Origin of the sequence: Nostoc mirabile CHAB5784 (genome assembly GCF_020829645.1) — a bacterium.
Lineage (GTDB): Bacteria > Cyanobacteriota > Cyanobacteriia > Cyanobacteriales > Nostocaceae > Nostoc > Nostoc mirabile.
The window spans coordinates 15,692-28,428 of sequence record NZ_JAIVFS010000098.1; the positions used below are offsets into that span (position 1 = coordinate 15,692).

The window sequence follows — 12,737 nt, forward strand, 5'->3', positions numbered from 1 at the left end:
GTCGCTCAACTGGCGTGAACGCAACTGACAAACGCGCATACCCACCAACCAACCAATTGCAGGGAAACACAACCATGACTGACGAAAACATTAGACAGATAGCTTTCTACGGTAAGGGCGGTATCGGTAAATCTACCACCTCCCAAAACACCTTGGCAGCTATGGCAGAAATGGGTCAACGCATCCTCATCGTCGGTTGCGACCCTAAAGCTGACTCCACCCGTTTGATGCTACACAGCAAAGCTCAAACAACCGTTCTTCACCTCGCCGCAGAACGTGGTGCAGTAGAAGATATCGAAATCGAAGAAGTAATGCTGACCGGTTTCCGCAACGTTCGTTGCGTAGAATCCGGTGGGCCAGAACCCGGTGTAGGTTGCGCCGGTCGTGGTATCATCACCGCCATCAACTTCTTAGAAGAAAATGGTGCTTACCAAGACCTAGACTTCGTATCTTACGACGTATTAGGTGACGTTGTGTGTGGTGGTTTCGCAATGCCTATCCGCGAAGGTAAGGCACAAGAAATCTACATCGTTACATCTGGTGAAATGATGGCGATGTACGCTGCTAACAACATCGCTCGTGGTGTTCTTAAGTATGCTCACACAGGTGGCGTGCGTTTGGGTGGTTTGATTTGTAACAGCCGTAACACAGACCGAGAAATCGAATTGATCGAAACCTTGGCAAAACGGTTGAACACCCAAATGATTCACTACGTACCCCGTGACAACATTGTTCAACACGCAGAATTGCGCCGGATGACTGTTAACGAGTACGCACCTGAAAGCAACCAAGCTAACGAATATCGGATTTTGGCTCAGAAAATTATCGACAACAAGAATCTAGCTATTCCTACACCCATCGAAATGGAAGAACTAGAAGAATTGTTGATTGAATTCGGTATTCTCGAAAGCGACGAAAATGCTGCCAAGTTGGTTGGTAAGACTGCTGCTGAAGCTCCTGTAGTATAAGTCGCCGCTAAGAAATAACGCTTTAGCACAAGGAAAAAGGAAGAGTTTTATATCTTACCTTTTCCTCTCTCTTGCATCTCCCCCCTAACCTTAGAGGGGACTCCTAGTCCCCCTATGCCCCGATCCTTACGAGTCACAGAGGCTAAATATGACACCTCCAGAAAATCAAAACATCATCGAAGAAAGAAAAGAACTAATTAAAGAAGTTCTCAGTGCTTATCCTGAAAAAGCTGCTAAGAAGCGCGAAAAACACTTAAACGTATACGAAGAAGGTAAGTCCGATTGCGGCGTTAAGTCTAACATCAAATCCCTTCCTGGGGTAATGACCGCTCGTGGTTGTGCTTACGCCGGTTCTAAAGGTGTGGTCTGGGGTCCTATTAAGGACATGATCCACATCAGCCACGGGCCTGTAGGTTGCGGTTACTGGTCTTGGTCTGGTCGTCGTAACTACTACATCGGCACCACAGGTATTGATACCTTTGGTACCATGCACTTCACCTCTGACTTCCAAGAAAGAGATATCGTTTTCGGTGGTGACAAGAAACTTGTCAAGCTAATCCAAGAACTTGATGTACTTTTCCCCCTCAACCGTGGTGTTTCCATTCAATCTGAATGTCCCATCGGTCTAATTGGGGATGACATCGAAGCTGTTGCTCGGAAGACATCGAAAGAAATTGGCAAGCCAGTTGTACCTGTGCGTTGCGAAGGCTTCCGGGGTGTTTCCCAATCTTTGGGACACCACATTGCTAACGACATGGTTCGTGACTGGGTGTTCACCAGATCCGACCAAGCCAAGAAAGACGGTACACTTCAGTTTGAAGGTACTCCTTATGATGTAGCCATCATTGGTGACTATAACATCGGTGGTGATGCTTGGGCTAGCCGCATCCTGTTAGAAGAACTCGGCTTGCGCGTAGTCGCTCAGTGGTCAGGTGATGGCACCATCAACGAAATGTTGATGACCCCCAATGTGAAGATGAACCTCATCCACTGCTATCGGTCGATGAACTACATCAGCCGTCACATGGAAGAAGCTTACGGTATACCCTGTGCGAAGTATGATTTAATATATTGTGATACCAGGATTTAGTCCACGTCTAACTTTGCTCAACTTAAACATTGTTCTAAATGGACTAAATTTTAAGACACATTTAAGACACAATGAAAAGCAAGGCACAGGACGTTTTTGAGGATTTCACTCCGCCAGCATCTACCGATGGCAGCTATCTAGGAACGCAGAAACACATGAAGGCTACTCGGCAGCATCTGGAACGCAAATTTGAGAAAGGCTTGGCAGACACTAGGGCCCGTCTAAAAGCCGCTAAGGTGAAAGTGGGTTTGGTCGTGGCACGGGACACTATTCAACTGCAAGCATCCCTACCAATCAAGCCGGGCGATCGCGACACTAAAGGAACTGGTTTTAAGCAGTACAAGATTTCGCTAAATATCCCTGCAAGCTTGGACGGGTTGAGAACAGCTGAGGAAGAGGCAAACGAGCTAGGCAAGCTGCTTGCCCGTAAACAATTTGAATGGACTGACAAATATTTGGGTAAAACCGCTAAGGTCAGCAACAGATCCCAAACCCTTGGTGATGTTTTAGAAGAGTTTGAAACTGAGTATTTCAAAACACGCAAGTTAACAGAAAAAAGTAAACACACCTTTTTCTATTACAAGGAGTTTTTACGGCGATTGATTGGGCTAGATACTTTGTTGACTCAACCGGAGATTGATAAAAAGCTTGTAGAACTGACGGGTGATTCCGCCAAATACAGTGCTGTTAAATCGTTGAAGGTTTTAAAATCAACTCTTAATTTAACTGGTTTCACCCTCGAACAATTTAAAGCTACACAACCTAAAAGTCAGGCTAGGGACATTCCCAGTGATAAGGATATTATCAAATATTATGAATCCTTTCATCAGTACTCTTTGACTAGAAGCCTAACAATTAAAAAGAATTGTTTAGACAGTTGGAAGATGTGGGAATGGGTATATGGAATGCTTGCTACCTATGGACTACGCCCAAGAGAACTGTTTGTAAATCCTGAAATTGATTGGTGGTTGAGTCCTGAAAATAAAGATAATACATGGAAGGTTCACCCAGATACTAAGACTGGTTACAGGGAAGCTTTACCACTACATCCTGAATGGGTTTACTTGTTTGATTTAAAAAAATTAAAGCCTTTGGAACTGTTAAAAGCTCAAACTGATGACAGAACTAGTTTTACAGATATCAACAATATTCGGGTTAATTGTTCATCATGGTTTAGGCGCGTAAATATTCCGTTTACGCCCTATGATTTACGCCATGCTTGGGCTATTCGAGCGCACATGATGGGCATTCCAATTAAAGCTGCTGCTGATAACTTGGGGCATTCTGTAGAGATTCACACTGAAATTTATCAGAAGTGGTTCAGCTTGGAGAACCGGAGGAAGGTAATTAAGCAGGCGGTGGATAAAAAAGATGACATGGATACGTTGATACAGGAGAATGCACGACTAAGGGCTGAGGTGGAATATCTCAGGCAAGCTCTGGCGCGGCATCAAATCAGTGAGGTGCTGTCTACTTAACTCACCGTAGAGTGCGGTTTATTAGCAGAGGTGCATCTCTATCTGTTTAGCTTTGAAACTGTTAAAATATTCCTGCTACATTTTTGGGCAATATATTAGATAAAATGCCTATTTTTTTTGGTAATTTATGTTAAAAAATAGCCAGTCAAAAAATTGTCTACAGTTGCTAAAAACGGCATCCAGAGCGGGTTTTACCCGTCTACAGTTTCGTGTACAACTGTAGACACTGTAGGCACACTCAAGCCGCACTGCAACCGCACTTGTCACCGTTGATCGTGGCACTGCAACCGCCTTTATCACCGTCGATCGTGGTACACAAAGCGCACTTGTCACCGTCTGTTGTTAGGGTGTAGACCAACTGTAGACGGGTTGAAACCGAGTTGAAACCGTACATAAGTTGACTACAAAGCGTGCTTTAGTTCCTTGATAAAAGCCTGAATTGCCTTACCTGCTGGTGATTGTCTGCCCATTTTTAACTGATTCAAAGTGCGATCGCGGGTTGCCTCGTAGTCTGGTTGCAGGGATTGACCTGCTGTCTGTAACTGCTCCCTGAGTTGCTGGTTTTCAGTTTCAGTTTGCTCTAATTTCTCATCCTGATTTCTAATTCGTTCCTGTAACTGGTCGATGATTTCACTGTTCGCTACAGTTGACTCAATATTGCTTGGCTGCCCGGTAGCGCTATTCTCCTCTACTACCGGGCTTTCGATTTTCCCCGCAGTTCCTCCAGTTGCGATCGCACTTCAGCTAGGCTTGCTTCTACTTCCTGCTTAACCAATTCCCTTATGTCTACAGATGTATACGATACTGTAGATAGCATTTTAGGAGCTTCTGTAGACAGCCCTAGATGTTCCATCATTACTCGCTGTGCTGTCTGGTTTAAGGTTTCACCCTCTAATTGCAATGCTTCTAACGCTTGCACTGCTACGTCTGGCAACCGATAAGAAAACGGTTTACTAACCATAAAATTACTAATGTATACAATCTGTCTACAGTATACGATGCTTATTAGTTATTTGTCTACATCTGTAGACATTTGTATTCAGTACCCTTATGCTATCTATCTGTATGCAAAGTGAATACATCTGTAGACAAAGGTTGAGCGAGTAAATCGTAGCGTCGTCTCGCTCCCTACCCACACTAGATGGATAAACGATCATCTGTCCCAGAAATAGCGCGATCGCTCCTGGGTCAAATCTGGTTCAATAATTTCAAGTACCTGATGCCTAAAAATCCTGACTTATCCTTCACCTCTGCCATTGCCGCCCTGCTGCCCTAACAGGTATTCCCAAATGCGGCGAATTTCAGCCTGGAATACTTGTCGGTCTGTTTCGGCGTTTTGGGTCAAGCGAGTAACGGCATCTGCTAGAGATTCAACCGCTGCTGAGGTGCGGGCTTGCTGTTCTTCCAGTCGGTTCAATATCTGATCTGTTTCAGGAAACAGACTCATGATTCACCTCGACCATTGCCGCGCTGTTGCCCTAGCAGGTATTCCCAAATTTGGCGAATTTCAGCTTGGGTTTGTGCCCATCTCACTTGGTCAGCTTCAGCTTTTTGAAGAAAATTAGCTCGGTCAGCTTCTGCGTTTCGAGTTAGGCGAGTGACTGCATCTGAGAGAGATTCAACCGCTGCTGAGGTGCGAGATTGTTCTTCTCCCAGTCGGTTAAACAGGCGTTGAGTTTCAGATACCAGGCTGTCAAAGCGTGATGCTAGCTGTTGTTGCTGCTGGGCGGTTTGTTGGGCTAACTGGGCAGTTTGTTGGGATAGTTCGGCAACTTGATCTAGCCGTGATGCTGTTTGCTCAAGGATGCGCTCGATGCGGTCTAGGCGGTCTGGGGTTACTTCGCTCATGCTGCCCCCTTATCCTTAGTAGCTTCTGCTTTGTCCAGACATTCTCTAATAAAGATTGCAGCCATCTGGCTGACTGAGCGCTCTTGTTTATCAGCAATTGCTTTCAGTCTTTCAGCATCTTCAATTGTCAACAGTATGTTTATTTGCTTTTTGTCTTTAGCTATTGGCATAAGGTCATAGACAATCACTTAACTATAATAACCGTCTATGACTTATAAAAGTATGTTTTAATGAGTTCATGTAAGTTCAATGAATTTCATTGAATTATTAAATGCGCCCTGGTAACAGAGATTGCGCCTCTGCTACCAGCACGACTTCCATCCTTAACATCCAAGGAGACAATTTAGTATGTTAGCGTCAGACGCGCCCACTTTGGGCATTTTTAGTCAAGCGTCAAAGTTTTGGCGTTTGCGGGTGAGCAAAGAATTCGACAAACCCGAATATTACATTGGTCAAACCGTGCTGCACAAGATAAAGGTGAGGCAGGGTGAGATTTTGTACCCGGTAACAGTGCTTGGTCTTTCCTGGACTGGCATGGACTGGCAGTACAACGTCTCGTTGCCAGAAGACCACCCTTGGTTTGAGCCAGATGACAATGAGCGGGAATGGGTTGATGACCGGGAGCTAGAGCCGATGTAATTAAAATGCCTTGGCAGGGGCGATCGTCATTGAGGCGATCGACTTCACCTTGGATCGCTTCATGATCACCTTGGCGGATCACCTTCGTTCAATTGTAACGAAGGTGATCAGGGGTCTCACCCCTGATCACCTATGGATCACCTTGGCGGATCACCTTCTTAACAATCCTGAAAACCTTACGGAGCAAGAACTTTAGTTCAATTGTAAAGCAAGGTGATCAGGTGATCATCGTTTTTTCGCGTTTTTTTTTCTGATTTCAATTCTATTTTTTTTGCAATTTTGTGTACTTAGATCGGATCACCTTCATTACAATTGGACAAAAAATCTTACCCCATAAGGCTTTCAGAATTGTTAAGAAGGTGATCACTCAAGGTGATCATAAGGTGATCCATAGGTGATCCATCGTTTTGATACACACTTTATATTTGAGCGCTTGATTGCTCTGGGCAAGCATTTGAGCTGCTTTACAAAGGTGATCCACGGAGGGGATTTGACAACGTGTATCCACGGTGTCAAATCTCCACGGTGTCAAATCCTGAAGTTGACACACCAAAATTAGTCAGTCAAATTTTCATAGCTTTGAATGGCTGCTTATTTTCGCCGTGCAGTACTAGTGTCCGTAGACAAAAAAAACAACCCCTGCCTAAGCTGGAGTTGTTTAACATTTTCAAAACAATGAGAAATTTATATGTCAAATTCAAACATAGAGCAGTTTGGTAATTTGGTGCAAGATGCACAACGAGATGACGAATACATCAATGCTACCAAGTGGTGTAAGCATTTTGGGCATGACTTGAGTAACTGGAAACGATTGCCAGAAACAAAAGCTAGATTAGAGGATTTGAAAATTACAGAGTCAAATGCTGAACCCTGGATTGTTGAGCGCGTAGGTAAAACTTGGGTAACTTGGGTTCACCCAATCATGGCAGTTCACCTAGCCAGCTACCTCGATCCAGCTTTCGCTAACTATGTAGTCAAGACTTTTATCAGGTATGCCAAGGCTGACCCAACTCTCGCTGCTGATATTGCCTCACGCCAAAACACAGTAGAAGGACTGGATATTATCAACGAGGCAGTTCAGAAGCGATACAGCTTCATTTATAAGCGCGATTGGATCTGTTTCACAAATCCAATCGCGCTTGATTACTTCAGAAGACAACCTGAGTGGGGAGAGAAGCTTTCCGTGTCAAATTTAGTGTCTCTTTTAAACAAAAAGTTTGGATTACCTTGCGAAAAACTTGTTTTCGGTATTCCACTCTGTCAAGATACCTTAGACTTGTTGGAAGACTTTTTGAAAGAGAAATACTCTAACATTTATCAGAGCGCGTATACAGTTTTTGAGCTACCTTCAGGACTACACTCAATTATCTCAGTAGAAGATGAAACTGCTTTATTTAGCTATTTCATCCTAGAAATTAATGATTGGGTAAGAAACAAAGGTGGCAGTCATATGTAGCTCTTTGAGATAGTGCGCGTGGATTGCAAAAGCGGCCCCTGGTCAACGACCGGGGGTCGTTTTTGTGCGCGATCGCTCACCGCTCGTTGCAACGCTTCCCGACTTCCGACTTCTGACTTCCAACTTCCACCAGCTAGCTAATGAAGTTGTAAGTTGAAGTCGGAAGTTACCGCAACGTGCAGCAGCAAGACCAGCCGCCGCCGATTGCGTACAAAAACGTCGGGCGATCGCTGAAGGCTACCGTAAATTGTCTGCAACGCGATCGCGCTGGCGGAGGCTTAACCCCTCCGGTCGGAGAACATCAATAAAATGCAAGCAATGCTTCGGGATAGTATATCGAAGTGCAACTTGCTGCGATCGGGTTTTAACTCTTGAAGTAGAGAAAGTTTTGCTACTACCTTAAGGTGTTAGCAAAACTTTCTCTACAAGCGTTAAAAAAGCACCTGCCGTAAATCGCCCGTAACGCGATCGCATTCTTAGAAGCCTTAACCCCCGCGCAGGCGAACATCCGCAACGCAAACAATGCTTCGGGATATATAGCGAAGTCAGACATGCAATTGTAGTTAACGACAAACCAGTTGAGGGTTAAGACTCCATCGGGAGAGTAAGCGATCGCGCAATTGTCGTGCAATTGTCGTTGAGTGAAACTCGATCAAGGGTTAAGGCTCGATAGGGAGAGTAAGCGATCAGCGTAAAATGTCGGCTGTTTTCACCCATCACGCAGCTTATGCAGACAAGTTGACTTGTCCTCTTCAACATTTATCACGTATGAAAGCCGCTCGTTGTCCAGTCAATTTCTCTGGAAGCATCAAGTCTTATTTTATACTTCATTTTCATTGGTTTAACACTTCGAGAAAACATTTCAACATTTCCGGAACCCTATAGGGCTTCGTTGTTATTGAACACTTCAAACAGAGAAGATGGGATTTACTTGTAAACCAGATGCATCAACTAGCACCCGCTTCTGGTTGTCGTTCGACTTCTTAGCGTCTGCATGGTGAAACAATCTGCTTGACAATAGGGTTTTAACCGTGCGGCTACGCTGTAGCTAATCTCTTGTGCAGCAACTCATTACCGCGTTGCATCCTCACGCAGACTGTACAGCAGTTCTCGCCAGCATCAAATTTTTGCAACGGTAGAGCATGAGTGGCGCGAATTTTACGACCGCACAAAGTCAACCAACTTTGCGATCGCGGATTTTCACTATCCATTAGGTGCAGCACTCCGTTTTCGCTTATCTGCCTTCCCAGTACTTCCATGCTAATACACTCGCGTTTTAGCCTAGTGTATAAACTTTGACAGACACCCTGCAAACTTTTGCAAAAATTTGCCGGACAACCTTATGTTATCCGGTTGCGAATTTTGACTTATGCACCACTGTTGTATCTCCAGTCGAGGGTTAAGGCTCGATTCCTAATTCTGTTGGTTATACAGCTAAAACTTCACACCCCTTAAGCCACAATTTGCAAATCAAGTTACCATTTCACTAGAGTTTTAGATGTTTAAATCACAAGCTTTAAGACAAAAATAAGCCACATAAAACGCAGACTTGCAAAACCGTTGATATACAAGAATCTTAGGCTTCAACCTAGCGTATACCCTGGTTGGAATACAACTTCTTCGGCCCCACCAAGATTGCTGAATCCTTACGGGAAATTGCTTCCAAGTTTGACGAGACAATCCAAGCAAACGCTGAGAAGGTTATCGCCAAGTATCAGCCCACAATGGATACGATTCTTGAGAAGTACCGCCCCCGCTTGGAAGGTAAGACCGTTGCCATCATGGTTGGTGGTCTACGTCCTCGCCACGTTGTCCCAGCTTTCCAAGACTTGGGCATGAAGATGATTGGTACAGGTTATGAGTTCGCTCATAACGATGACTACAAACGTACCGCTGGCTACATCGAAAACGGCACCATCGTTTATGACGACGTTACCGCTTACGAATTTGAGGAATTTATCAAAGCGCTGAAGCCTGATCTCGTAGCTTCTGGTGTGAAAGAGAAGTACGTCTTCCAAAAGATGGGTCTACCTTTCCGTCAAATGCACTCTTGGGATTACTCCGAACCTAGCGATGCCTACGGCGGGCTATGCGCCAACGCTCCTCAACATCATATAATGCAAGGTTTTTTCGCGTCGAGAGAAAAAAGAGTCTATTTCTAGCCTAAATGCAACTTCCAGGGTTATTTAGGAACCATCTGTTTTGATGCTTTAGATAGTATAACTCTTATGCAGTCTGGTTTTTAGATTTGAAAAGCATTTTGCTCAAAGAAAAACTGTTAAATAAAAGACTATTTTAAATGACTATTTTTTAGATTAAATGGTGCCGCAGCTACGCCCGTCGTAGACATCGCTTTTATTCGACAAGATTATTGAGGTGCAATTAGCAAAAGCGAGATGGAGTGTATCAAACCTAAATATGCTTAAGGTACGCAAGAGCCGTTATATCTTATGAGAATTGATAAACTATTAGGTACGAAACTGGAGATCAAAAACTTATGCTTAAAGACTCCCCAATTATTAGCGCATCTCCTGAAATTATGGGTGGTACTATAGTTTTTGCTGGAACTAGGGTTCCCGTGCAGACGCTTCTGGATTATCTCAAGGCAGGCGAATCTATCGACGATTTTTTGGATGGATTTCCGACTGTTACCAAAGAGCAAGTTATCGCCTTGCTTGAGGAGGCTGGAAAGCAGTTTGCTAGCATGGTGGCATAGCATGAAACTCTTGTTGAATGAGTGTATTGACCGCAAACTAGCGAGGGAGTTTGTTGGCTATGAGGTAAAAACTGTTCCTCAAATGGGATGGGCAGGAGTAAAGAATGGTCAACTTCTTGCCCTTGCAGAAGCAGACTTTGATGTTTTCATCACTGTCGATCGCAACTTGTCATTTCAACAAAATCTACCACAGTTCGATATTGCGGTAATTGTTTTACAAGCACAATCTAACCGTTTGATAGATATGAAACCTCTCGTACCGAAGGTCTTAGCTACTTTAGCCACGGCAGTTAAAGGACAAGCCACAGTAGTCGTTTTGTAAAAATAGAGCTTAGTAGTTCTGACCTTCAACTTCGGAATGCGTTGAGTTTCGCAGTTTTCAATTAAAACACCAATAAATTCCATTAGCGATGCCTCCGGCGGGCTACGCCAACGCTCTTAAACATCATAATAATGCAAAGTTTTTTTCGTGGTGGGAGAAAAAAGAGCCTATTTCTAGCCTATTATCTGTGAAATGCACAAGAAGTAACCCCTTGTAGCGATGTCTACGATGGTCACTGAGCGCGGCCATTGTGCGGGCTTCGCCTACGCATGATGCAAAAACACAATCAACACACTCAGATACGTCTTTATAGACTGCACAACCAACGAGAAATAGATGCGACTTGGTTCTCTTGATTTAGGTTAGCAGCGTTGCTGAGAGTGCCGTTTTGCAATTGATTCCAGATTTCGCCTGCCATCCTTCTAGCGATCGCTGATCCTACGAAGAAAGTCAGAGGTGAATACCCTACTCTAGAAAATGCTTCACGTATACGATTTAGTGCTGCTTGTGCAGTTTTCCAATGTTCATCTTGTTATAAGATCATCAATGCATTGAAGATGATTTTGATAGGAACACATAGGAATTCAATTTATGACTTTTTCCAGACATAAACGCACTTCCGCAATGGATCGCGTCCATGATTTCCCATTTGCTGGCTACTATTACCTTTATCACTTGGCAAAACAAGAATATTTTCAATAACAAAACCTAGCTGTTCGGCGAAATCAGAGAGAATCATATCTACTGAAATGCTTGCGCCTGCATAACGAACATTGTCGTTAACCATGAATAAAAGTGCCCCTGGTTTAAGAACACGAAAACATTCTTGTATTACACACGCCATCTCATAAAAATATCCTCTGACCATTCTTGGTATACCATTGTTATTCAACGCACCCTTTGCTTTTTGGTTATCTAGATATTTCAAGATAGCCTGCAACAAATTCTGTGAATCAGCAATAGTTAAAGCTCTTTCCCAGTCTGAGTTAATAGTCAATAAATCTTTGGGGCGATTTTCAACTGTACAACTTAGCATTTCCTGACGAAGGTTAATTAACTCCTTTTCAGAAATACCAAGTAGAGCTAGTTCTAGTGCATAAGTGCGAGTATAGTCGTATCGATTGCAATAGGGTGGGGATGTAATAATTGCATCATATACGGAATTGGCTAGGCGCGGCATAATCTCAAGACAAGATCCTTCATAAAGATGAATTTGGCCTTGAGAATTTTTAATTGGGAAAAGCTCAATTTGTTGTGTAGAAGGCAGTAAATCATCAATAATTTCACTTATTTTATTGGTGATCGCATTATCAAACTCTAGAATTTCGCCTTTATTGAAAGGTTTCTTGCTCTGTCCACGACCGGAACGATAATCCCAACGGAGGTACTGTCCATCTTTACGTGTATAACTTAGGGATTCTAAAACGCACAGTAAGACAAAGTTTAAAACTGCCTGGACTTTATTATTTTCTCTTTTGCAAGCTGCAAGATACTGCTCAATTGCATTTATAGTTAGTTCAGGATAAGCTCCTTTTGTTATTCTCAATTCTGGTAAGTCTTTTTTTTGCTCAGACTGCTTCCAAACCTGTAAATTTGACCAATTTTTTATCTTATCAAAATCTTCAGTAGTGAATTCAGAATCTAAAAGCTTTTTAGCATTAATTATTTGTTGACCAATGGGCAATAATTCAATACCGTCAGCGTCAATTCCAGCTTCTCTAGCAGCAAATAACGCAGTTCTACTGCCTGCAAATGGGTCTATAACCTTGCCTTGAGTAATTTTATATTGTTGTAATAGATATTCTATAAGAGATGCAGAAAAAGCTTCTTTGTATTTATACCATCGATAGATAGGTCTAGTCTTGTTAGCTTGAAAACTAACTATAAGTCGTGTCAATGAAGGATGAACTAAAAATTTATTCTGGAAGCGCTTGTACAGTTGCCTATCAAGGTTGTCAATTTCACCTAAACAATCACTTTCCACTTCGGACACGGTATTGGAGACACTTGCTAGGCTGAACACAGATAAATTTTCCTAGAGAATTAACTAGTCAAGTTAGTATAGTTCTAAATTTTAGGGGTAGATATATGATCATTGGTGTCAACTTAAGAAGATTTTGCCCAAATTTGTTGAGTGTAAGCGTCAATCTCTCGATGACGCTTACGCCTGGTTTTGACTAATCCAAAGAGTTTTTGATGTTCTACAAGATAAGGAACAAC

At 43.1% G+C, this 12,737-nt stretch carries 14 protein-coding genes and 3 pseudogenes; 9 read left to right on the plus strand and 8 right to left on the minus strand.

The genetic code is table 11. The features are described 5' to 3' along the window. The first annotated feature begins 74 nt into the window (after positions 1-74). The 3 genes and pseudogenes from nifH to LC653_RS35750 all read left to right on the plus strand — a co-directional run bounded on the left by nifH (position 75) and on the right by LC653_RS35750 (position 3,536). On the plus strand, positions 75-968 hold the full coding sequence (nifH, locus tag LC653_RS35740; RefSeq protein ID WP_162397600.1) for a nitrogenase iron protein: 894 nt from the start codon (positions 75-77) through the stop codon (positions 966-968). Positions 969-1,116: 148 nt separating this feature from the next. After that, positions 1,117-2,031, plus strand: a pseudogene (locus LC653_RS35745) (nitrogenase component 1); the annotation flags it as partial. 98 nt (positions 2,032-2,129) lie between these two features. Next, the gene (locus tag LC653_RS35750; RefSeq protein ID WP_229499702.1) at positions 2,130-3,536 is read left to right on the plus strand and encodes a site-specific integrase; all 1,407 of its coding nucleotides are present in this window, start codon (positions 2,130-2,132) and stop codon (positions 3,534-3,536) included. Positions 3,537-4,227: 691 nt separating this feature from the next. Here the strand turns inward: LC653_RS35750 and LC653_RS35755 are convergent. The 4 genes from LC653_RS35755 to LC653_RS35770 all read right to left on the minus strand — a co-directional run bounded on the left by LC653_RS35755 (position 4,228) and on the right by LC653_RS35770 (position 5,554). Next, the gene (locus LC653_RS35755; RefSeq protein ID WP_229499704.1) at positions 4,228-4,497 is read right to left on the minus strand and encodes a hypothetical protein; all 270 of its coding nucleotides are present in this window, start codon (positions 4,495-4,497) and stop codon (positions 4,228-4,230) included. 276 nt (positions 4,498-4,773) lie between these two features. Beyond that, entirely contained in the window at positions 4,774-4,983 is a 210-nt protein-coding gene (locus tag LC653_RS35760) for a hypothetical protein (protein ID WP_229499706.1), read from the minus strand. Then, positions 4,980-5,384, minus strand: coding sequence for a hypothetical protein (locus LC653_RS35765; RefSeq protein ID WP_229499708.1), 405 nt, complete (start codon positions 5,382-5,384; stop codon positions 4,980-4,982). Before LC653_RS35765 ends, LC653_RS35760 begins: the two co-directional genes overlap by 4 nt. Then, positions 5,381-5,554: a ribbon-helix-helix domain-containing protein gene (locus tag LC653_RS35770; RefSeq protein WP_229499710.1), complete on the minus strand. Its 174-nt coding sequence runs from the start codon at positions 5,552-5,554 to the stop codon at positions 5,381-5,383. Before LC653_RS35770 ends, LC653_RS35765 begins: the two co-directional genes overlap by 4 nt. A gap of 178 nt (positions 5,555-5,732) precedes the next feature. Between LC653_RS35770 and LC653_RS35775 the strand changes: the two genes are divergently transcribed. The 3 genes from LC653_RS35775 to LC653_RS46510 all read left to right on the plus strand — a co-directional run bounded on the left by LC653_RS35775 (position 5,733) and on the right by LC653_RS46510 (position 7,787). Further along, positions 5,733-6,023 (plus strand): hypothetical protein, encoded by a 291-nt coding sequence (locus tag LC653_RS35775; protein WP_229499712.1) that lies wholly within the window; start codon positions 5,733-5,735, stop codon positions 6,021-6,023. A gap of 688 nt (positions 6,024-6,711) precedes the next feature. Continuing rightward, positions 6,712-7,479 carry a KilA-N domain-containing protein gene (locus LC653_RS35780; protein WP_229499715.1) on the plus strand — a complete coding sequence of 256 codons (768 nt, stop codon included), beginning with the start codon at positions 6,712-6,714 and terminating at the stop codon, positions 7,477-7,479. Between the two features lie 176 nt (positions 7,480-7,655). Then, complete coding sequence (locus LC653_RS46510; RefSeq protein WP_267923338.1) at positions 7,656-7,787, plus strand: hypothetical protein; 132 nt, start codon at positions 7,656-7,658, stop codon at positions 7,785-7,787. Positions 7,788-7,873: 86 nt separating this feature from the next. On the opposite strand, the gene LC653_RS35785 is transcribed toward LC653_RS46510, so the two are convergent. Both LC653_RS35785 and LC653_RS35790 read right to left on the minus strand, forming a co-directional pair. Continuing rightward, the gene (locus LC653_RS35785; protein ID WP_229499717.1) at positions 7,874-8,110 is read right to left on the minus strand and encodes a hypothetical protein; all 237 of its coding nucleotides are present in this window, start codon (positions 8,108-8,110) and stop codon (positions 7,874-7,876) included. Positions 8,111-8,516: 406 nt separating this feature from the next. Continuing rightward, a complete protein-coding gene (locus tag LC653_RS35790; protein ID WP_229499719.1) occupies positions 8,517-8,738 on the minus strand; it encodes a hypothetical protein in 222 nt (73 codons plus the stop codon). Between the two features lie 336 nt (positions 8,739-9,074). On the opposite strand from LC653_RS35790, the pseudogene LC653_RS35795 reads away from it, so the two are divergent. The 3 genes and pseudogenes from LC653_RS35795 to LC653_RS35805 form a co-directional block, all read left to right on the plus strand. Continuing rightward, positions 9,075-9,646, plus strand: a pseudogene (locus LC653_RS35795) (nitrogenase component 1); the annotation flags it as partial. A gap of 330 nt (positions 9,647-9,976) precedes the next feature. Further along, positions 9,977-10,195: a DUF433 domain-containing protein gene (locus LC653_RS35800; protein WP_229470898.1), complete on the plus strand. Its 219-nt coding sequence runs from the start codon at positions 9,977-9,979 to the stop codon at positions 10,193-10,195. Position 10,196: 1 nt separating this feature from the next. Beyond that, positions 10,197-10,517, plus strand: coding sequence for a DUF5615 family PIN-like protein (locus LC653_RS35805; RefSeq protein ID WP_229499721.1), 321 nt, complete (start codon positions 10,197-10,199; stop codon positions 10,515-10,517). A gap of 307 nt (positions 10,518-10,824) precedes the next feature. On the opposite strand, the pseudogene LC653_RS35810 reads toward LC653_RS35805, so the two are convergent. Then, a pseudogene (locus LC653_RS35810) lies at positions 10,825-11,034 on the minus strand (AvaI/BsoBI family type II restriction endonuclease); the annotation flags it as partial. A 72-nt stretch (positions 11,035-11,106) separates the two neighbouring features. Then, on the minus strand, positions 11,107-12,510 hold the full coding sequence (locus tag LC653_RS35815; protein ID WP_229499723.1) for a site-specific DNA-methyltransferase: 1,404 nt from the start codon (positions 12,508-12,510) through the stop codon (positions 11,107-11,109). Positions 12,511-12,737 lie beyond the last annotated feature (227 nt).

Bases quoted from the DNA above. Each gene is read 5' to 3' on its own strand.
- nifH (WP_162397600.1), top strand. From the start codon at position 75: ATGACTGACGAAAACATTAGACAGATAGCTTTCTACGGTAAGGGCGGT.
- LC653_RS35750 (WP_229499702.1), top strand. From the start codon at position 2,130: ATGAAAAGCAAGGCACAGGACGTTTTTGAGGATTTCACTCCGCCAGCA.
- LC653_RS35755 (WP_229499704.1), bottom strand. From the start codon at position 4,497: ATGGTTAGTAAACCGTTTTCTTATCGGTTGCCAGACGTAGCAGTGCAA.
- LC653_RS35760 (WP_229499706.1), bottom strand. From the start codon at position 4,983: ATGAGTCTGTTTCCTGAAACAGATCAGATATTGAACCGACTGGAAGAA.
- LC653_RS35765 (WP_229499708.1), bottom strand. From the start codon at position 5,384: ATGAGCGAAGTAACCCCAGACCGCCTAGACCGCATCGAGCGCATCCTT.
- LC653_RS35770 (WP_229499710.1), bottom strand. From the start codon at position 5,554: ATGCCAATAGCTAAAGACAAAAAGCAAATAAACATACTGTTGACAATT.
- LC653_RS35775 (WP_229499712.1), top strand. From the start codon at position 5,733: ATGTTAGCGTCAGACGCGCCCACTTTGGGCATTTTTAGTCAAGCGTCA.
- LC653_RS35780 (WP_229499715.1), top strand. From the start codon at position 6,712: ATGTCAAATTCAAACATAGAGCAGTTTGGTAATTTGGTGCAAGATGCA.
- LC653_RS35790 (WP_229499719.1), bottom strand. From the start codon at position 8,738: ATGGAAGTACTGGGAAGGCAGATAAGCGAAAACGGAGTGCTGCACCTA.
- LC653_RS35800 (WP_229470898.1), top strand. From the start codon at position 9,977: ATGCTTAAAGACTCCCCAATTATTAGCGCATCTCCTGAAATTATGGGT.
- LC653_RS35805 (WP_229499721.1), top strand. From the start codon at position 10,197: ATGAAACTCTTGTTGAATGAGTGTATTGACCGCAAACTAGCGAGGGAG.